This window comes from Nocardia thraciensis, from assembly GCF_054782435.1.
In genome coordinates this window covers 187127-206684 of record NZ_BAAGSM010000033.1, presented here as the reverse complement: position 1 = coordinate 206684, position 19558 = coordinate 187127, and the positions used below count along the sequence as shown (strand labels likewise).

The 19558-nt window shown below is 68.2% G+C and carries 19 protein-coding genes; 7 read left to right on the top strand and 12 right to left on the bottom strand.

Annotation, left to right across the window (positions count from 1 at the left end):
* Positions 1-206 precede the first annotated feature (206 nt).
* From ACYVLQ_RS22090 to ACYVLQ_RS22050, 9 genes are all read right to left on the bottom strand, one after another.
* The gene (locus tag ACYVLQ_RS22090; RefSeq protein ID WP_460699406.1) at positions 207-941 is read right to left on the bottom strand and encodes a heme-binding beta-barrel domain-containing protein; all 735 of its coding nucleotides are present in this window, start codon (positions 939-941) and stop codon (positions 207-209) included.
* Positions 942-1153: 212 nt separating this feature from the next.
* A complete protein-coding gene (locus tag ACYVLQ_RS22085) occupies positions 1154-1459 on the bottom strand; it encodes a DUF1416 domain-containing protein (RefSeq protein ID WP_280261214.1) in 306 nt (101 codons plus the stop codon).
* Between the two features lie 2 nt (positions 1460-1461).
* Complete coding sequence (locus ACYVLQ_RS22080; RefSeq protein ID WP_460699405.1) at positions 1462-2295, bottom strand: sulfurtransferase; 834 nt, start codon at positions 2293-2295, stop codon at positions 1462-1464.
* 29 nt (positions 2296-2324) lie between these two features.
* Positions 2325-2831 (bottom strand): DUF4395 domain-containing protein, encoded by a 507-nt coding sequence (locus ACYVLQ_RS22075; RefSeq protein ID WP_460699404.1) that lies wholly within the window; start codon positions 2829-2831, stop codon positions 2325-2327.
* A 310-nt stretch (positions 2832-3141) separates the two neighbouring features.
* Positions 3142-3606 (bottom strand): thioredoxin family protein, encoded by a 465-nt coding sequence (locus ACYVLQ_RS22070; protein WP_460699403.1) that lies wholly within the window; start codon positions 3604-3606, stop codon positions 3142-3144.
* Positions 3603-4487, bottom strand: coding sequence for an LmeA family phospholipid-binding protein (locus ACYVLQ_RS22065; RefSeq protein WP_460699402.1), 885 nt, complete (start codon positions 4485-4487; stop codon positions 3603-3605). The genes ACYVLQ_RS22070 and ACYVLQ_RS22065 overlap by 4 nt, the downstream gene beginning before the upstream one ends.
* 196 nt (positions 4488-4683) lie before the next feature.
* On the bottom strand, positions 4684-5190 hold the full coding sequence (locus ACYVLQ_RS22060) for an RNA polymerase sigma factor (RefSeq protein ID WP_460699401.1): 507 nt from the start codon (positions 5188-5190) through the stop codon (positions 4684-4686).
* Positions 5191-5332: 142 nt separating this feature from the next.
* On the bottom strand, positions 5333-5971 hold the full coding sequence (locus ACYVLQ_RS22055) for a TetR/AcrR family transcriptional regulator (RefSeq protein WP_460699400.1): 639 nt from the start codon (positions 5969-5971) through the stop codon (positions 5333-5335).
* Between the two features lie 68 nt (positions 5972-6039).
* Positions 6040-6846, bottom strand: coding sequence for an alpha/beta fold hydrolase (locus ACYVLQ_RS22050; RefSeq protein WP_460699399.1), 807 nt, complete (start codon positions 6844-6846; stop codon positions 6040-6042).
* Positions 6847-7092: 246 nt separating this feature from the next.
* Between ACYVLQ_RS22050 and ACYVLQ_RS22045 the strand changes: the two genes are divergently transcribed.
* From ACYVLQ_RS22045 to ACYVLQ_RS22015, 7 genes are all read left to right on the top strand, one after another.
* Positions 7093-7851, top strand: a complete 759-nt coding sequence (locus ACYVLQ_RS22045; protein ID WP_460699398.1) for a winged helix-turn-helix transcriptional regulator — start codon at positions 7093-7095, stop codon at positions 7849-7851.
* Between the two features lie 193 nt (positions 7852-8044).
* Complete coding sequence (gene mshD, locus ACYVLQ_RS22040; protein WP_460699397.1) at positions 8045-8977, top strand: mycothiol synthase; 933 nt, start codon at positions 8045-8047, stop codon at positions 8975-8977.
* A 298-nt stretch (positions 8978-9275) separates the two neighbouring features.
* Positions 9276-10388 carry a phosphate ABC transporter substrate-binding protein PstS gene (gene pstS, locus ACYVLQ_RS22035; protein WP_460699396.1) on the top strand — a complete coding sequence of 371 codons (1113 nt, stop codon included), beginning with the start codon at positions 9276-9278 and terminating at the stop codon, positions 10386-10388.
* Positions 10389-10480: 92 nt separating this feature from the next.
* Entirely contained in the window at positions 10481-11452 is a 972-nt protein-coding gene (gene pstC / locus ACYVLQ_RS22030; protein WP_460699395.1) for a phosphate ABC transporter permease subunit PstC, read from the top strand.
* Entirely contained in the window at positions 11452-12354 is a 903-nt protein-coding gene (gene pstA / locus ACYVLQ_RS22025; RefSeq protein WP_460699394.1) for a phosphate ABC transporter permease PstA, read from the top strand. Before pstC ends, pstA begins: the two co-directional genes overlap by 1 nt.
* An 18-nt stretch (positions 12355-12372) precedes the next feature.
* Entirely contained in the window at positions 12373-13149 is a 777-nt protein-coding gene (gene pstB / locus ACYVLQ_RS22020) for a phosphate ABC transporter ATP-binding protein PstB (protein WP_460699393.1), read from the top strand.
* A gap of 199 nt (positions 13150-13348) precedes the next feature.
* A complete protein-coding gene (locus ACYVLQ_RS22015; protein WP_460699392.1) occupies positions 13349-14968 on the top strand; it encodes an MFS transporter in 1620 nt (539 codons plus the stop codon).
* 59 nt (positions 14969-15027) lie between these two features.
* On the opposite strand, the gene phoU is transcribed toward ACYVLQ_RS22015, so the two are convergent.
* From phoU to dusB, 3 genes are all read right to left on the bottom strand, one after another.
* On the bottom strand, positions 15028-15693 hold the full coding sequence (gene phoU, locus ACYVLQ_RS22010) for a phosphate signaling complex protein PhoU (RefSeq protein WP_460699391.1): 666 nt from the start codon (positions 15691-15693) through the stop codon (positions 15028-15030).
* A 99-nt stretch (positions 15694-15792) separates the two neighbouring features.
* Positions 15793-18030: an LCP family protein gene (locus tag ACYVLQ_RS22005; protein ID WP_460699390.1), complete on the bottom strand. Its 2238-nt coding sequence runs from the start codon at positions 18028-18030 to the stop codon at positions 15793-15795.
* 361 nt (positions 18031-18391) lie between these two features.
* Complete coding sequence (gene dusB, locus ACYVLQ_RS22000; protein ID WP_460699389.1) at positions 18392-19540, bottom strand: tRNA dihydrouridine synthase DusB; 1149 nt, start codon at positions 19538-19540, stop codon at positions 18392-18394.
* Positions 19541-19558 lie beyond the last annotated feature (18 nt).

Sequence of the window (19558 nt, the reverse complement as noted above, 5' to 3'; positions counted from 1 at the left end):
TTCGAAGAATGGACATTCATAGGACACGTGAGGTGGCTGCGAGCTAGGCGCCACCGCTGCAAACGGATTCTCGTTCGCGCGAGTGCCGAGCTGAATCCAAGGCAGCCACCCGGCCCCCGAGTCCCCGGTTTGTCCGACCGGGACCGCGAGAGGTTCACACCTCCGCGGTAAGGCTCGGGGGTCGTTCCTTTTCAGGGGGCTGGGACTCAGCCGATGTAGCGCTGCAACCGGGCCGACAGGCGGGGTTCGAGGGCGCCGTCCGCCTTCACTCGCTCCTCCACGTAGCCCAGGTCGCCACTGTCGACGATGCCGTACAGGCGCTTGGCGCCGCCGACGACCGCACCGGACTGGCTGCGGATCACCACGTCGGTCGCCAGCTCCCAGGACGACTGCGTGAGGGCCTGGCCGTAGAACAGCTCCACGACACCCGAGCTGTGCGTGAGCAGCAGCTCGATGACCTCGTCGTCGCCATCGATGCCGACCCGCCAGAAACCGCTCTCGCGCAGATCGGGGCCCACGTACTTGCCGTCGGAGTCGATCACCCAGGAGCGCGACTCCCAGGCCAGATAGTCGCCGCCGTCGTGGGAGACGATGATCTGCTGGCCGAAGTGGTAGTCGCCGCGCTCGGGATCATTGCCCTCGCCCTCGCCGCGCCAGACGCCCACCAGCGGCAGCAGCGCCAGCATGGAGGAACTCAGATCGGGGCCCTGCCGCAGATTGGCGGTGTCCTCGGGCAGCGGCAGTCCGGGTAACTGCTCGATATTGCGGGCACCCGTGGACTTCGCCCGCTCGGCGGCGTCGGTGACGGCCTGATCGCCGCTGCGGCGCGCGTCATCGGCGGCGCCGCCCCGGCGGGCGTCACCGCCTTTGCGACCGACCGGCGTCTCGGGCGCCCCGTTCGCGGTTTGTTTGTCGACGTTCTCGTGCGCCGACTCTGTCACGACTCGGTGAACAGCCGGTAGAGGACGTACAGACCGAACCAGGCGATCAGCACGGAGACGAGAACAAGCAGAATCTCGAAGGCAAGGACCACGTTTCGAAGTCTATCGACCCGTGGGGACCGAGACGAAAACGGCCCCGGGAATCGAGTATTCGACTCCCGGGGCCGTGTCGCCGTGGGTCCCGGCGTCCGCCGGAATGACGGGTGGTCTGGCTACTTCGCCACCGCGACGTCCACGGTGTGGATGCCCGCGCCCTGCGGCTGCACGGCCGCCGAGCCGTTGCCCGCCGAGGACAGCGCGCGGATGGTCCAGTCGCCCGGCGCCGCGAAGAACCGGAAGTCACCGGTGCCCGAGGCGACGACCTCGGCGGTGAACTCGTCGCTGGAGTCCAGCAGCCGCACGAACGCGCCACCGACGGGGTTGCCGTCGGCGTCGAGAACGCGACCGGTCAGGACGGTCTCCTTCTCGGTGTCGACATTGGCCGGTAGGGCCTGGCCCTGGGTAGGTGCTGCGCACATATTTAAGCTCCCAACTCGATCGGTGCACCGACGAGGGAGCCGTACTCGGTCCAGCTCCCGTCGTAGTTCTTGACGTTCTTGTGGCCGAGCAGCTCCTGCAGCACGAACCAGGTGTGCGAGGAGCGCTCGCCGATGCGGCAGTAGGCGATGGTCTCCTTCTCGCCGTCGAGGCCCGCCTCCTTGTACAGGGCGGCCAGTTCCTCGTCGGACTTGAAGGTGCCGTCCTCGTTCGCGGCCTTGGACCACGGGACGTTGATGGCGCCGGGGATGTGGCCCGGACGCTGCGACTGCTCCTGCGGCAGGTGGGCCGGGGCCAGGATCTTGCCGGAGAACTCGTCGGGCGAGCGCACGTCGACCAGGTTCTTGGTGCCGATGGCGGCGATGGCGTCGTCGCGGAAGGCCCGGATCGACAGGTCCTGCTCGCCCGCCTTGTAGGAGGTGGCCGGGCGGCTCACCGCATCGCGCGACAGCGGGCGGCCGTCGAGCTCCCACTTCTTGCGGCCGCCGTCGAGCAGCTTGACGTTCTGGTGGCCGTACAGCCGGAAGTACCAATACGCGTACGCGGCGAACCAGTTGTTGTTGCCGCCGTAGAGAACCACGGTGTCGTCGTTGCCGATACCGCGCGCCGACAGCAGGTCGGAGAACTGCTCCCGGTTGACGAAGTCACGCCGAACCGGATCCTGCAGGTCAGACTTCCAGTCGAGCTTCACGGCGCCTTCGATGTGGCCCGTGTCGTAGGCGGAGGTGTCCTCGTCGACCTCGACGACGACCACGCCGGGGGCGTTGAGGTTCTCTTCGACCCAGTCTGCGGAGACCAGGACATCGGAGCGAGCCATGTTGTTCCTTTCGGTGTTACTTTGCCGGGCTAGGAGGGGGAGTTGGTCGGTGCGGCCGACTTGGGGATCAGCCGCTGGGCGAACGGATACAGCAGGCAACCCAGGCAAATGCCGAAGGCCGCGTTCAGAAACGCTGCGAACAGCGCGAAGCCGGCGAAGATCGCGCCGACGACGGTACTGCCGGCGACGAAGCCGACGAAGCTCAGCACCGCGAACACGCCGCCGACCAGTTGCGCGAAGCGCAGCGGCGGCACGGGCTCGGTCTCCGGTGCGGGGCCGATTCGGGGGGCGACGAACCTCGCGTACACCCAGCCGTACGGGCTGCGGCGCGGGCCGTAGTACGCGCCGAGGCCGAAGACCACCGCCTGCAGCGCGATCAGCACGGCGGCGAGGGGAGCGGAGAAGGCCGAAGCGACCAGCACGAGCACGAGGACGCCAGTGGTGATCCAGGCGGCGAAGCGCGGGCCGCGGACGTCCACGCGGCCCGTCGGTGTCTGCCCGGTCAGGCTGTCGGGGGTAGGACTGTTGTGGGACATCGGAGAAACTCCTGCGCTGCACGGGTTTATCTGTCAGGGATGTGTCAGATCACCGGGGGATCGGGAGATCACTCACGCGGTGGGAACCGGTCGGCGTCAGAAGGGGAACGAAAGGCCGACCGGCTACATGCAGAGGCAGCAACAACCGCCGAGGCGGCACAGATCTACTGTGCGGCGTCGGGTGAGCATCAGCTCTCGGCGGGTTTGCACGAGTAGCAGTTTACCCAATTCGGCCGGGGAATTGGACCCGGGGTTCGTAACTCGAGTCACTGAGCGGCGTCGGGCATGCGTGAACACACCTCCGGGAGCGTCAGGCCGCCGCTGTCAGCGGGGTGATGGCGCTGTGCAAGTCGGTCGCCTTCGGGACGCCGGAGATGCGGAATTGCTCGCGGCCGCGGGCGTCGAAGATGAAGGTGGTCGGCAGCGACAGCACGTTCAGTTCCCTGGCCAGCGCGGGTTGGTCGTCGATATCGACCTCGATGTCCAGCGGCGGTTGCGGTGCGTCGGAGAGATCGGCGACGACTCCCGCGACGACCCGGCGCACGGCCTCGCACGGGCCACACCAGTCGGCGGAGAAATGCAGCACCGCGGGCGCCGAACCGGTGACGCCGACGGCCGCCAGCAGTCGGTCGCGGGCCACCGTGGTGTCGGTGTCGGTGTCGGTGTCGACCGGTTCGGCCGCGGCGGCGCGCACGCGGCCGGACCGGTGGCGCAGCAGCAGTCCCACGGCGAGCGCGGCCGCCAGCACCAGCACCAGGATCGTGATCTCGGTCATGGGCGGGCAAACCTGTCCATATCGATCGTCATGTTCTCGCCCTCGCCTTCGACGATGATGTTGCCGCCGAGGGCCTCGACCTTCGTCGGATGCACGCCGAAGGGCAGGTCCCTGGTGTCGATGGTGCGGGTGAACCGAGCCAGCACCGCGACCTTGTCCAGGTCGGCTCGGGTCGTCGTGGTGCTGATGGTGGTGTCGCTCTTGTCGCGGTACAGGTCGGTGGCGATGATGCGGACCTGGTCGCCGTCGAGCAGCAGATTGACCTTGACCGCGACGCTGACCTTGTCGGAATCGGTGGTGGTGCTGTCGCTGGCGGTCGAATCGGCGCCGACGGGGATGGTGCCGGTGAGGATATAGGCGCCCTGCGTGGTCGACCCCGTGCCGCCGGAGCCGCCGGTGCCGTCGGACTTGTCCGCGGGGGGCCCGGTCAGCTGCAGGTCGGGGATGTTGAACAGGCGGCCCAGTTCGACCGGTTCGATGCGCATGCGCCCGGCCACCCGATCCACCGGTACCGACCGCATATTCCCGTCGATCAGGTCGCCCATCGGCAGGTGCACCCCGTTGAGCGTGGTCTCCACCATGATCTCACCGGGGATGTCGGGCCGATCGGCGCGCGCCCGGATAACGACATTGCGATATTCGCCGCGCAGCGCCTGGGCCAGGTAGGGGAAGCCGTGAATGGTCACCTCGGGATCGGCCCGCAGGTCGCCGCCCGCGCGCAGCGATCGCGAGACGCGGTACTCGGAATACGCCGCGGCGGTGAAGTCGACGACCACCGCGAGCGCGACCACGAGCAGCACACCGATGACGACCTTGCGCGCGGCCCCACCGCGCCACGACCTTTCGCCGATCGCGGAGTGCGTGGAGAATTCCTCGCCCATGTTGCTACCTAAACCTATTTTCGCAGGTCATGATGTCAAGGTGCTGCGTGCGCCTGACGGGCTCGCCGTCGGGCGGGTCGGGTCAGGCGCTCAGCATATTCGGCTGACACAGTAGTCGATGCGGCAGCGTCGGCCTTTTGCCGTCGCAGTCGTCATCCGTCCGCCCGGGCTCCCCGATATCCGTCGCCACGCGGGATCAGACCGCCTCGAGCCGCACCCGCACCCGTGCCAGCGCATCGTGCACGTATCCCTTCACGGTGCCCGTCGACACACCCATTATCCGGGCTGTCTCCGCGTAGGTGTTGTCTCGGAAGGTTCTCGAGATCAGAGCCTCTCGTTCCCGCGGGGGCAGCGTGCCGAGTGCGGCGAGGACCGTATGGCGCAATGCGACCACGTCGTCGATGGTCGGCCCGGGATGCTCGGCGAGCAGGGCCAGGCGCTCATCGCCGCAGGGATCGTCTCGTCGGCGGGCATCGGCGGCACGACGCCAGGAGTCCCGCACCAGGTTCATCGCCGCGACCCACAGGTAGGAACGCAGCTTGTCGGCCTCGGCGATGTCCGGCTTGGTCCGGTACACACGCAGCAGCGCGGTCTGCACGATGTCCTCCGCGTCGGTCCGGTTACCGACCCGCTTGGTCACGGCCGCGAGCAATCTGTCGTGTGTCGAAGCCATGACCTCGAGCAGCAACTCGTCGAACGACACACTTTCCTTCTTTCACGACGTCGGCATACGACAACCGGGCGCTGTACGCCATGGTCACACCGTTTTCGCATGGCCGTGCGAAATAAGTTAGCACAGCCATGCCACTATCTGCTGCGCTTCGGTGAGGCGGCTGGGGCGGGCGCTAGCCTCGCCCGTCGGTCTCCGGTTCGTCTGCGAGCAAACTCATCAGATGGGTATGCAGCACGGTGGATGCCACCGTCGGCGGGATGGCCTCAGGGTTCAGGACACCGGCGATCGCGAGTCCGTCGAGCACGGCGCGCAGTCGCTCGGTCTCGATCGCGAGGTCCAGGCCCGGGCGCAGGCGTCCGGATGCTTCGGCGCGAGCGAGGATGGTGCCGATGAGCGCGCGGATGCTGTGGTGCAGGCGCTGGGAGTGCGGCTGTAGATGCGGGCGAGTGCGCGCCGCGGTGGCGAACTCGAGCCAGACGACGGCCTCGCCGAAGCGCTGCTCGTCCAGCGGGAGGAACTCCGCCAGCAGCGTCTCCGTCCGCCGCACTCGCTCTTCGCCGGACGCGAGCTGACCCAGCGCCTCCGCATGCGCGAGGACGCGGCCGGTCAGCCGGTCGACCATTTCCCGGATCGCGAAGACCAGCAGTTCGTCGTGTCCGTCGAAATAGTGCCGGACCGAACCGATGGCCAATCCGGCCTCCTCGGCGATATTTCGCAGCGATGCCGCCTCGATGCCGCCGCGCCGGACCACGCGGAACACGGCATCGGCGACCAGCCGACGTCGCTGTTCGGGATCCACAACCTTCGGCACAGGGACAGTTATAGCAGCCGCCGCAGTCTATTTAACGCACGCGTGCTACAAAGGATTCGCCGGAGGTCTCATCGATCCAGCAGAAAACCTCGCAGGATCGATGCCATCGCCTCGGCGCCGACCATGTGGTTGTGGCCCGGAAGTATCCGACAGGTCGATGACGGTATGGCGGCGGCCAACTGCTCGGCGACCTGGTGCAGACCGGCTGGGCTCTTCTCTCCCGCGACCACGCGCACCGGCAGGTTGATCTTCCCGAGGCGCTCGAGGGGAGGCAGGTCCGCGGTCAGCGCTATGTCGTAGAGCAGCGTGGGTGCGAGGGCCTTCATGGTCTTCCACCCGGGCATGGCAGGGAGCAGGTAGGCGAAGGCGGGAGGCATTCCGATCCCGCACAGAAACTCCCGTACCGCTCGGCCGTTCTTGCCGCGTCGCAGGAGCAGTTCGACCCGATCCGACAGTGCGGCATACGAGGTGCGCTCCGTCTCGTCGTGCACATACGGCGCGTCGTAGACAACGGCGCGCTCCACCTTGTGCGGGATCCGCAGTGCGGCCTCCAGGGCGAGGACCGCCCCGGAGGAATGCCCGTAGAGGTGTGCGGCGCCGCCGACGGCGTCGATGATCGCCTCGATGTCATCGATCTCGCGGTCGATGCTGTAAGGCAGGCCCGCGCCGCTGTCTCCCCGTCCGCGGCGGTCGTAGGTGCATACGGTGAAGTCCGCGGCGAATGTCTTCGCGTCGGACACGATGGGGCGGAAATTGCGGAAGCAGGTGGCGCCGGTGATGTAGAGCAATACCGGACCGTCGCCACGAATGTCGTAGACCAGTGGGGTGCCGTCCGACGAAAGCGCTGTTTTCGACTGCCGATTCTTCGAGTGCATATCCGGAAAGACCGGTGCGTCCGGCTGAAAGGTTGGGCGTCGATGCCACCGCCGCGCTACTTCCCGACGGGCGCCGCCGGGCCGGTAGCCGGCCGAGGGCCGCGCCCGACCGTGCGTCGGTTGGCTGGAATGCGTGGTCATTGGCCTGGACACGCTAATGTAGGCACGAATTACCTATGCGGACGAGCATGAATTCGCGAATGACACCGAGGTTGCCGCGGACATGCCAGATTGGGAGGAGAGCTGGTGGAGCTGCTCCTGCTGACCTCCGACCCGAATCCGGAGTCGGTGCTGCCGTCGCTCGCGTTACTGCCTCACAACGTTCGGCCCGCGCCGACCGAGGTGGCTTCGCTGCTGGAGGCAGGCACTGCGGATGTGGCGTTGGTGGATGCCCGGACCGATTTGGCCGCCGCCCGCGGACTGTGCCGTTTGCTCGGCAGCACCGGGTCCTCGGTGCCGGTGGTCGCGGTGCTGACCGAGGGCGGTCTGGTCGCGGTGAACGCGGATTGGGGACTGGACGACATCCTGCTGCCCGGCACCGGCCCCGCCGAGCTGGACGCGCGGTTGCGACTGCTGGTGGCGCGCAACGGTGGCGCCGCCAGCCCCGAGAACACCGGCAAGATCACCCTCGGTGAACTGGTGATCGATGAGGGCACCTATACCGCGCGCCTGCGCGGTCGCCCGCTCGACCTCACCTACAAGGAATTCGAGCTGCTCAAATACCTCGCCCAGCACGCCGGACGGGTGTTCACCCGGGCCCAGCTGCTGCAGGAGGTGTGGGGCTACGACTTCTTCGGCGGCACCCGCACGGTCGACGTGCACGTGCGGCGCCTGCGCGCCAAGCTCGGCAGCGAGTACGAGTCGCTGATCGGCACGGTCCGCAATGTCGGCTACAAGGCCGTGCGCCCGTCGCGCACCAGCGGCAAGGGCGAACCGACCAATTTCCCCGACGACTCCGACGGCCCGGGGGATTCGTCCCTCGCCACCGACGAACCGATCTCCTGACCGCGGCGCCGCCTCCGGCCTGCCCCGGCACGCTTTCGGCAGGTCTGTGCCCGGTTCGTGTCGGCCCGCGGCGGACCGTGGCGACGTCGGATTCGAGCCCGCTCGGCATGGGGGAGTATGGCGGGGCGTTCATGTGTTCTGGTGATCGTGGGCGCGAGGTCGGACGGCATGCGAAGCGACGGGAGGTGGCGGCGTGGGTGAGCGTGGGGAGCGGAGCGTAGATCCGCGGGCGGTGACGGGGTGGGTCGACGAGGTTTCGGGCGATACGTCGCGGCAGATCCGTGACGTCCTGGATCGGGCGACCGCGGCCGACGGCGTCGCGCCGGTCTCCGAGCAGGCGGTGTTGTCCCTGGACTCCTCGACGCCGGCCCGCCATCTGGTGGCGGCGCTGGACGGCGAGGTGCTCGGGTACGCGAATCTCGTTCCGGCCCATGGGGAACACCCGGCGATGGCCGAGGCGGTGGTGGATCCGCGGCAGCGCGGGCGCGGCATCGGCGCCACGCTGGTATCGACCGTGCTGGCCGGGGGCGGGACCGGTGCGCGGGTGTGGGCGCACGGAAATCTGGCTCCCGCCAAGGCGGTGGCAGGGCGCCTCGGACTGACCGTGGCCCGCGAGCTGTGGCAGATGCGCAGGCCGCTGGCAACTTCGGAGCTACCGGAGTTGGCGGTGCCGGAGGGAATTGCGCTGCGCACCTACGCCGGCCCCGAGGACGACGCCGAGCTACTGCGGGTCAACAACGCCGCATTCGACTGGCATCCCGAACAGGGCGGATGGGGCGAATCCGATATCGCCGTGCGCCGGGAGTCGGCCTGGTTCGACGCGAAAGGCCTGTTCATCGCGGTCGATCCCGCCGACCCGGGCCGGGTGCTGGGCTTTCACTGGACCAAGGTGCACACCGACGAGGACCCCCCGGCGGGCGAGGTCTACGTGGTGGCCATCGATCCCGCCGCCCAGGGTCGCGGGCTGGGCCGACTGCTGACGCTGGCCGGGCTGCACTACCTGCGCGATCGGGGCCTGCGAGAGGCGTTGCTCTACACCGAGGCCGACAACACCGCGGCGGTGCGCACCTACACCCGGCTCGGCTTCGGGACCGCGCACGTCGACGCCGCGTACGCCGCGCGCTGAGCCGCTCGACCAGCCTCATGAATTCCCGGTTGATCAGCCTCACGAATTCCCGGCGCGCTCTTGGCCGGGATGACGCGAGTAACACTGCGGCAAATGTCACATCGCTAGGACGCAATCGCGCCGGGTTGTTCACCCGCCGTTCACTTGGCCAGGTCCAACTGTCAACCGGCCGACCCTACGTTACTTATGGGCAGCACTCGCTGCCTGGTGCGCGAGTTCGCTGGCGAACGGCCACCACACGGCACCCGTCCGGTTGTTGAGGGACCGGGCGTGTACTAGGCGATTCCCGGAGGAATAGGTGAATCTCAAGCGCAGTGGCGCTCTGCTCGGCGTAATGGCCGCGGCGGGAGCGTTGACCCTGACGGCCTGCGGCAGTGACGACAACACCACCGAAACCGCGGGCGCGGCCAAGGTCGACGTCGCCTGTGGTGGCAAGAAGGCCCTGAAGGCCAGCGGCTCGTCGGCCCAGAAGAACGCGATGGACCGGTTCGTCGCCGCCTACGAGACGAACTGCGACGGCCAGACGCTCGACTACACGTCGAGCGGCTCCGGCGCGGGTGTGAACGAATTCATCGGCGGCCAGACCGATTTCGGCGGCACCGACTCGCCGCTGGACGCCAAGAAGGACGAGCCCAACAAGGCGGCCGCCCGCTGCGGTTCCCCCGCGTGGAACCTGCCCACCGTGTTCGGCCCGATCGCCATCACCTACAACATCGACGGCGTGGGCGACTTGGTGCTCGACGGTCCGACCGCGGCCAAGATCTTCAACGGCACCATCACCCGCTGGGACGATGCCGCGATCAAGGCGCTGAACCAGAAGGCCAACCTGCCCGCCGAGCCGATCCGCGTCATCTTCCGCAGTGACGAGTCGGGCACCACCGACAACTTCCAGAAGTACCTGGACTCGGCCTCCAACGGAGCCTGGGGCAAGCCCGGGGGCAAGGCGTTCACCGGCGGCGTCGGCGAGGGCGCCAAGGGCAACGAGGGCACCTCGGCCGCGATCAAGAACACCAAGAACTCGATCACCTACAACGAGTGGTCGTTCGCCAAGTCGCAGAACCTTTCGGTCGCGCAGATCATCACCGACGCGGCGGTCAAGCCGGTCGAGCTGAACGTGCAGTCGGCGGGCGCGGCCATCTCGGCCGCGAAGATCAGCGGTCAGGGCAACGACCTGGTCATCGACACCACCTCGTTCTACAAGCCGACCGATCCGGCCGCGTACCCGATCCTGATGCCGACCTACGAGGTCGTCTGCTCGAAGTACAGCGACCCGGAGACCGGCAAGGCCGTCAAGGCGTTCCTGACCTCCGCGACCGACAACGGCCAGAAGGGGCTCGACGAGTCCGGCTACGTGCCGATCCCGGATGCGTTCAAGACCAAGCTGACCACCGCCATCAACGCCATCGCCTGATTGCGTAGCCCCCAATGACCGTGCACGACGAAGTCACCGCCGCGGACCGGCCGGAATCGACCGGCCCGCGGACCGGCGGAGATACTGCCACTATGCCGAGTGAACCCAGCACCGAACCGGCGCAACGCGGACGCGGCGCCCACAGTGCCCGCGCGGAATTCATCTTCCGCTCGCTGGCCACGGCCGCCGGCGCGACCATCGTCGCGGCCATCGCACTGATCGCGCTGTTCCTGTTGATCCGGGCGGTGCCGTCGGTGGCGGAGAACAAGGCCAACTTCTTCACCAGCGCCGAGTTCAATGTCACCAACGCCAACGACATGCATTTCGGCATTCGCGACCTGTTCATGGTCACGGGGCTGAGTTCGCTGCTGGCGCTGGTGATCGCCGTGCCGTTAGGTGTCGGTATCGCGCTGTTCCTGACGCAGTACGCGCCGAAGGTGCTGGCTCGGCCGTTCGCCATCGTCGTGGATCTGCTGGCGGCGGTGCCTTCGATCGTCTTCGGTCTCTGGGGTTTTCTGGTGCTGGCGCAGAGGCTGGCACCGTTCCAGGAATTCCTCAACGACAACCTCGGCTGGTTCTTCCTGTTCAAGACCGGCAATGTGTCGATCAGCGGCGGCGGGACCATCTTCACCGCCGGTGTGGTGCTGGCCGTGATGATCCTGCCGATCATCACCTCCGTCAGCCGCGAGGTCTTCAACCTGACCCCGCGGGCACATATCGAGGCGGCCCAGGCGCTGGGCGCCACCAAGTGGGAAGTCGTGCGGATGACCGTGCTGCCCTATGGCCGCAGCGGTGTGATCGCCGGATCCATGCTCGGACTCGGGCGGGCGCTCGGTGAGACGATCGCGGTCCTGGTGGTGCTGCGCACCGCGGCGTCCGCGGGACATTGGTCGCTGTTCGACGGCGGATACACCTTCGCCTCCAAGATCGCCTCGGCCGCTTCGGAATTCAGTCAGGCGCTGCCCACCGGCGCCTACATCGCCGCCGGCTTCGTGCTGTTCGCGCTGACCTTCGTAGTCAACGCGCTGGCTCGGATCGCGGCCGGTGGGAAGGTGAACGGGTAATGGCGACAACGACCCTCGACCGCCCGGTCAAGGCTCCGGCGTTCCGGCAGATCAGCACCGGCCGCCGCGTCCGCAACCACGCCGCCACCGCGGTCATGTGGCTGTGCTTCGCGATCGCGCTGATTCCGCTGTGCTGGGTGCTGATCCTGGTGCTCAGCAAGGGCTTCGACGCCATCACCAGCAGCAACTGGTGGGGTAATTCGCAGAAGGGTGTGCTGCCCGACCAGTACGGCGGCGGCGTGTACCACGCCATCTACGGCACCATCGTGCAGTCGGCCGTGGCCGCGATCATCGCGGTGCCGCTGGGCATCATGGCCGCCATCTACCTGGTCGAATACGGCCGGGGCTGGCTGGCCCGGACCACCACGTTCATGGTCGACATCCTCGCCGGGGTGCCCTCGATCGTCGCCGCGCTGTTCGTCTTCGCGCTCTGGATCGCCACGCTCGGCGCGCCGCAGAGCGCCTTCGCGGTCGCGCTGGCGCTGGTGCTGCTGATGCTTCCGGTGGTGGTGCGCAGCACCGAGGAGATGCTCAAGCTGGTACCGGACGAACTGCGCGAGGCCTCCTACGCGCTGGGCATCCCGAAGTGGAAGACGATCATTCGGATCGTCGTGCCGACCGCGCTGCCCGGCATGATCAGCGGCATGCTGCTGGCGGTCGCCCGCGTCATGGGTGAGACCGCCCCGGTCCTGGTGCTGGTCGGTTACTCGAAGTCGATCAACACCAACCTCTTCGACGGCAATATGGCGTCGCTGCCGCTGCTGATCTACCAGGAGCTGGCCAACCCGGAGCCCGCCGGACGCTGGCGGGTGTGGGGCGCGGCGCTGACCCTGATCGCGATCATCGCGCTGCTGTATCTCGGGGCGGCGGTCGTCAACAAGCTGCTCACCCGGAACCGATAGAAGCGAACGGAATACGACATGGCCAAGCGGATCGACGTCAAAGATCTCAACATCTACTACGGCAAGTTCCACGCCGTCGCCGATGTGCAGCTGACCGTGCTGCCCCGCAGCGTCACCGCCTTCATCGGTCCCTCGGGTTGCGGTAAGTCCACGGTGCTGCGCTCCCTCAACCGCATGCACGAGGTGACCCCGAACGCGCGCGTCGAGGGCGCGGTGCTGCTCGACGGTGAGGACATCTACGGCTCGCAGATCGACCCGGTGGGCGTGCGCCGCACGATCGGCATGGTGTTCCAGCGCCCGAATCCGTTCCCCACCATGTCGATTCGCGACAACGTGGTGGCCGGGCTGAAACTGCAGGGCGTGCGCAACAAGAAGGAGCTCGACGAGGTCGCCGAGCAGTCCCTCAAGGGCGCCAACCTGTGGAACGAGGTGAAGGACCGCCTCGACAAGCCCGGCGGCGGCCTGTCCGGCGGTCAGCAGCAGCGCCTGTGCATCGCGCGCGCCATCGCGGTGTCGCCCGATGTGCTGCTGATGGACGAGCCGTGTTCGGCGCTGGACCCGATCTCCACGCTCGCGATCGAGGATCTGATCGCCGAGCTGAAGAAGGAGTACACGATCGTCATCGTCACGCACAACATGCAGCAGGCGGCGCGGGTGAGCGATCAGACGGCGTTCTTCAACCTGGAGGCGCAGGGGAAGCCGGGCAAGCTGATCGAGATCGACGAGACGGAGAAGATCTTCTCCAACCCGGCCCGCAAGGAGACCGAGGACTACATCTCCGGCCGCTTCGGGTAACCCTGGGCGGCAACGCCTTCACGACCCCGGTCCGAAGGGCCGGGGTCATTTGTTTGCGCAGACGCGCATGTGCTCGGGATCACATTCCTGTGCCCGGTGTTAGCTGGATCGTCTCCTACCACGGTCGGTTGTGTGCAACTTCGCGTAACGGATACTGTTCGAGTCAACTAAACCGATCGTTATAGGTAGGAGGCGTCGGATGGCGGTATCAACGGCGAGCCCGCACTCTGGGCTCCGCGCGACACCGGGGGCCCGGGTACGGGTGCTGGCCCTGCTCGCGATCTGTCTCGCGGAACTGCTCGTGGTGCTCGACAACACCCTGGTCAATGTGGCGCTGCCGTCGATGGCGGTGCAGCTGCAGGCGCGCATGAGCGGGTTGCAGTGGATCGTCGACGCTTTCACCTTGGCGTTCTCGGGCCTGCTGCTAGCCCTCGGGCATCTCGGCGACCGGTTCGGGCGGCGGCGGATCATGATCGTCGGTCTGGTGGGCGTGGCCGCCATGTCGACCGTGGGGGCGCTGTCGACGACGCTCGGGCAGGTGATCGCGGCGCGGGCCGGGATGGGCGTGTTCGCGGCGGCGGTGTTCCCGGCGACGCTCGCGTTGATCATCAATCTGTTCCCCGAGGCCCGGGCCCGCGCCGGGGCCATCGCGCTGTGGACGGCCATGGCGGGCGTCGCGGTGGCGATCGGTCCGGTAACCGGGGGTTGGCTGTTGCAGTATTTCAGCTGGCATTCGGTGTTCTGGATCAATGTGCCGATCGCGCTGATCGCCATTGTGGCCGTGCTCGTCGTGGTACCGGAGTCGCGGGCCGAACACACCGGGCGCCTGGACGTCGTCGGCATCGTGCTGTCGCTGGTGGCGGTCACGACGCTGGTGTGGACGATCATCGAGGCGCCCGGGTACGGCTGGCTGGCCGGGCGCAGCATGACCGGTTACGCGATCTCGCTGCTGTTGCTGGTGGCCTATATCGCCTGGGAACTGCGGGTGGAATCGCCGGTACTGGACGTGCGGCTGTTCCGGATCCGCCGGTTCTCGGTGCCCGCGCTGGCGATCACCGTGTCCTACTTCTGCGCCTTCGGATTCCTGTTCCTGATCACCCAGTACTTCCAGGGCGTGAAGGAGTTCAGCGCGCTGGAGTTCGGGATCCACTCGCTGCCCTTCGCCGCGGCGGTCGGGCTGGGCGCACCGGCCGCCACCCTGGTGGCACAGCGCATCGGCACCACCGCGACCATCCTGTTCGGTCTGGTGCTGCTGGCGGCGGGCATGTACGTCGCGGGCGAGGTGAAGGTCGAAACCCCTTACCTGGGACCGGTTCTCGTATCGATGGTGCTGATGGGCGTCGGCTTCGGCGTAGTGCAGGGACCGGCGACCGCCTCGATCATGGGATCGGTTCCGGAGGCGGAGGCCGGCGCGGGATCGGCGGTCAACGACACCACGCGCGAGGTCGGCGGCACCCTCGGCGTGGCGGTGCTGGGCTCGATCATGACCTCGATCTACTCCGAGCGGGTCGGGGCTCGCATCGACGCGATTCCGTCCGCGATCATGAACTCCGATCAGAAGAGCATCGCCCGCGACACCCCGATCAGCGTGATCGAGATCGTCAAGGCGCCGATCAGCCCGTTCTTCGCCCAGCCGAAGGCCGACCTCGTGCACGCCATGAAGGTCGCGGCGCTCGAGGGCGCCCAGGCGGCCTCCCACCTGGCGGTGGGGGCGCTGATGGTCTGCGCGATCCTGGTCGCGGTGCTGCTGCCCTGGAAGCCGGAGCGCGGGGTCTCACCGCTGCTCGCCTGGCGGAAGGGCGGCGATACGGAGGTCTAGGCGTATCGCATTCGCTCCGGCCCTGCGCGGTCTGATGACGGCTGCGCCGACCGCGTCTATCAGAGGTTCTCGGCGTCCGGGTCGGGCGGCAGCTCGCCTGTCACCAGGAAGACGACCCGGCGGCCGATCTCCACGGCGTGGTCGGCGAAGCGCTCGTAGTAGCGGCCCAGCAGTGTGACGTCGACCGCGGCGGCCACCCCGTATTTCCACTCCCGGTCCATCAGGAGCGTGAACAGGTGGCGGTGCAGGTCGTCCATCGCCTCGTCGTCCTGGTTGAGCTGCGCGGCCCGCTCCGGGTCGCGCGTCTCCAGGACCTCCTTGGCCGCGGCGCCCATATTCACCGCGATTCTGCCCATCTCGGCGAAGTAGCCGTTGACGGCCTCCGGCAGGGCGTGGTTCGGGTGGCGGCGGCGGGTCACCTTGGCGACGTGCAGCGCCAGCGCGCCCATCCGATTCACGTCCGAAACGATCTGGATGGCGCTGATCACCTGCCGCAGGTCGCCCGCGACCGGAGCCTGCAGCGCCAGCAGCGCGAACGCCTTCTCCTCGGCCTGCGTGATCATCTCGGCGATCTGGTCGTGCTCGGAGATCACCTGCTCCGCGAGCGGCAGATCGGCCTGCAGCAGCGACTGTGTCGCCCGCTCCATCGCGGAGCCCGCGAGACCGGCCATCTTGCCCAGCATTGTGGCGAGATCGGCCATTTGTTCGTTGTAGATGACACGCATAAAACCAAACATTAGTTCCCGGCGCTGACCAAGTCACGAACTGTGGGTGAACCATCGGTGTTGCCCGGAACTAGCGGAATCGCGCAGGTGGGCGGGTGCTCACTTACACGTGTCGTCGGCGGCGTTGACGTGCTCGAGGTCGGAGGGAAGTGTGGTCGGAGTCTCGCCCGAGGCGCCCGTGCTGGAGGCGGTCGGAATCTCCGGCAGTGGATTGCCGAACGGGGTCGGCGCTTTCACCGTTCCGGCGAAGTCGGAGCCCAGCGCGACCTCCACGATGCTCCCCAGTCCGGAGGCGGCCTCCATCGTCGCGCCCGGGATCGCGGACGCGACCGTGGCGGCCTCGGACTCGTGCCCGGACGAGTAGCGCACCCTGGTGGTCGGGATGGTGCCGCCCGCGTAGTTTCCGGTGCTGTAGATCTGGAAGCCCTGGTTGGACAGCTTGGTCGCGGTGGTGTTCGCGAGGCCCGAACTGCCCGAGCCGTTGGAGACCTGCACCGACATCGTGCTCGGATCGGCCGCGGTCAGCTGCTTGGGCGCCGGGGCCGGGGCGGCGGCCTTGCTCGGCTCGGGCGCCTTCTTCTCGCCCGGCAGCGGCTGGTCGTCGATGACCGCCTGGAACAGTTCCTTGATGTCGGATTCGCGCGGAATCTCGTTGCCGTAGGACGTGGTTCCCGCGGTGGGCACCGTCAGGAAGGTGATCGCCCCGGCGTCCACCTTCTGCAGCGAGCGGCCCAGCATGAGCAGGTCCTTGGTGCCGACGCCGTCCATGAAGGCACTGCTGGAGAACGCGTTGATGAAGCCGTTCAGCTTGCCGACGTCGAACAGCACCTTGCTCGACAGCGCGCCGCGCAGCAGCGAGGACAAGAACAGTTGCTGGCGGTGGATGCGGTCGTAGTCGCTGCGCTCCTCGCCGTAGACGTGGCGGGCGCGCACGTAGTCCAGCGCGGTCGGGCCGTTGAGCACCTGCTTGCCCGCATTCGGCAGGATGGTGCCGAGTTCGTCGTCGACCAGGGGCTTGCGCGTGCACACCTCGACGCCGCCGATGGTGTCGACCATGGAGGAGAAGCCGTTGAAGTCGATGCCGACGAAGTGGCCGATGCGCAGTCCGACCAGCTTCTGGATCACCTTGGTCAGGCACTGCGGTCCGCCGAGCGCGTAGGTGGCATTGAGCTTGTCGCCGTTGGCCGCCGGGAACTGGACGCCGGTGCCCTTCGCCTTCTCGTTGTCCCAGCCCTCGCAGGCGGGCCGGGTGACGTCGAGGTCACGCGGGAACGACACCGCGACGACGCGCTGCCGGTTCTCGGGAATGTGCACCAGCATGACCGTGTCGGCCCGGGAGCCCTCGGCATCCTCGGTGGTGCCCGCGCCGACGTTGCCGTCCACACCGGCCCGGGTGTCGGTGCCGACGATGAGGAAGTTCTCGTCGCCCAGCTGGCCGCCCGGATCGACGATGTCGTCGGACTTCTCGTCGAGCGCGGAGACCTGAGTGAAGCCGTTGTCGGTGGCGCGCAGGTAATTCCAGCCCACGCCCGTCATCACCAGCGCGAGCACCGCGGCGAACGCGGTCGACGCGCGGGCCACCAGCCGCAGCCGCCGCTGGCGGCGCCGCTTGCTCATGGCCAGCCGGGACAGCGGCTGGGCGCCGACGGACTTCGGCCGGGCCGCGGGGGCGGCCCGATCGACCGGAGGCTCCGCCGGGGTCTCCGATTCCGGAACCGGAAGCTTGTCGGTGGCGGGATCGACCGCCGGGCCCGCCGCCCGCGCCGAGGTGTCCCCCGCGGGCGCGCGGAAGGCGGCTGGGCCCGCCTGCGCGGGTGCGACGGTATCGGTCGGGCGGTCGTCGGCGCCGGGCATCGGGCCGCGAGCCTGCGCGGCCGGTGGCTTGGGCGCGGGCCGAGCGGCCCCGGGGTTGGAGGCGGGAGCCTGCGCGGCGGGCGGCTTGGGCCCGGGACGCTGCGCTGCTGGAGAGCTGGGTGCGGGGCGCTGTGCGGCCGGTGGCTTCGGCCGCGGCGGCGGCGGACCCGGAACCGGCGGGCTCGGAGGCGGGGTGGCGCGCGCGGCGGGCGGCTGTTCGGTGCGGCGACGGCGGCTGGGCGGCGGGGCATCGGGTGTGGGCTCGGGGGGCCGTCGGCGGCGCCGCCCGCGCTCGCGCTCGTTGTCGACCCGCTGCACGAGATCGTGCACGGTGATCGGGCCGCCCGTCGAGCCTGCGGAGTCGTCGGCGTGGCGACTGCGGCGTGGGGAAGGATCCTCGTCACCGTCCGGGGCAGGATAGCGCTCCCACGGTGCGCGACCACCGGGCCCGGGCCCCTGCCCGCGCCGTTCGTCGTCACCCACCAAGGAACCTCACTTTGCTCGTCGTCGACCACCCGGATCCGATGTGTACCCAAGCGTGGGTGAAGCGCTCGAAGGCGCACAGCATCACCGGTTCCCGTCATGATAACGATTCAGCTACAACGGGGCAGGTCGGGATTGCACAGTCAAGGGTGCTATTTGTTTGCTGGAATCTGGTCGAGTTCGCCGGCCCCTCCGCCGGAGACCAACCCGTTTGCCCAGTTCGCGCGAACGCGAACGCCACCCGCCAATCGATCGCCGCAAATTCGCCCCACCGACATTACGATGCTGTGTTGACCGGCTCAGGGCCGTTCCGGAGGCGTTTCGGCACCCGTTCTTTCCAAATGGCCGACGAACCGTTGCCTCAGCCGCCGGAGTGCATGACGTCGGCGGCGGTGGGGACGGCGGTGTCTTCCGGGTCGTCGAGCCAGCCGTGGGGGAGGCTTACCTTGCCGGGGGAGCCCTGGCGGCCGCGGGGGCCTTCCGCGTCCTTGGGGAAGGGGGCGGTGGGGTCGAGTTTGCCGATCAGGTCCTGGAGTTCGGTCAGGGTGGAGACCGTGGCGAAGGCGCGGCGCAGTTCGGCGCCGACCGGGAAGCCCATCAGGTACCAGGCCATGTGTTTGCGCAGGTCGCGAAGGCCTTTGTGCTCGCCGTCGTGGTCGGCTAGGAGGGCGGCGTGGCGGTACAGGATCTCGCCGACCCGGCCCAGGCTCGGGCCCGCGGGAACCGGTTCGCCGCGCAGGGCCGCCTGCAGTTCGGCGAACAGCCAGGGGCGCCCGAGGCAGCCGCGGCCGACCACCACGCCGTCGCAGCCGGTCTCGGCCATCATGCGCAGCGCGTCGTCGGCGCTGAAGATATCGCCGTTGCCGAGCACCGGCACGGTGGTGACGGCCTCCTTCAGCCGGGCGATCGCCGACCAGTCGGCCGCGCCCGAGTAGCGCTGAGCCGCCGTGCGGGCGTGCAGCGCGACGGCCACCGCGCCCTCGGCCTCGGCGATACGCCCGGCGTCGAGATAGGTGCGGTGGTCGTCATCGATGCCGATGCGGAACTTCACCGTAACCGGCACTCCCGCGGGTTCGGCGGCGGCGACCATGCTGCGCACGATCGACTCGAACAGCCGCCGCTTGTACGGCAGCGCGGCGCCCCCGCCGAGGCGGGTCACCTTCGGCACGGGGCAGCCGTAGTTCGTATCGATGTGGTCGGCGAGGTTCTCGCCGACGATGATCTCGACGGCCTCGGCCATGGTCTTCGGGTCCACGCCGTACAGCTGCACGGAGCGCGGGTATTCCTCGGGGCCGAAGGCCATCATGTGCATGGTCTTCGGATCGCGCTCCACGACGGCGCGCGCGGTGATCATCTCGCAGACGTACAGCGATGTGGCGCTGCCGAACTCCCGGCAGAGCGTCCGGAACGCGACATTGGTGATCCCGGCCATCGGTGCGAGCACCACCGGCGGATCGAGCGGGTAGGGCCCGATCCGCAGGCCGGTCTGGGTCTCGGTCGCGACGGTCATGGTCTCCAGTCTCTCAAA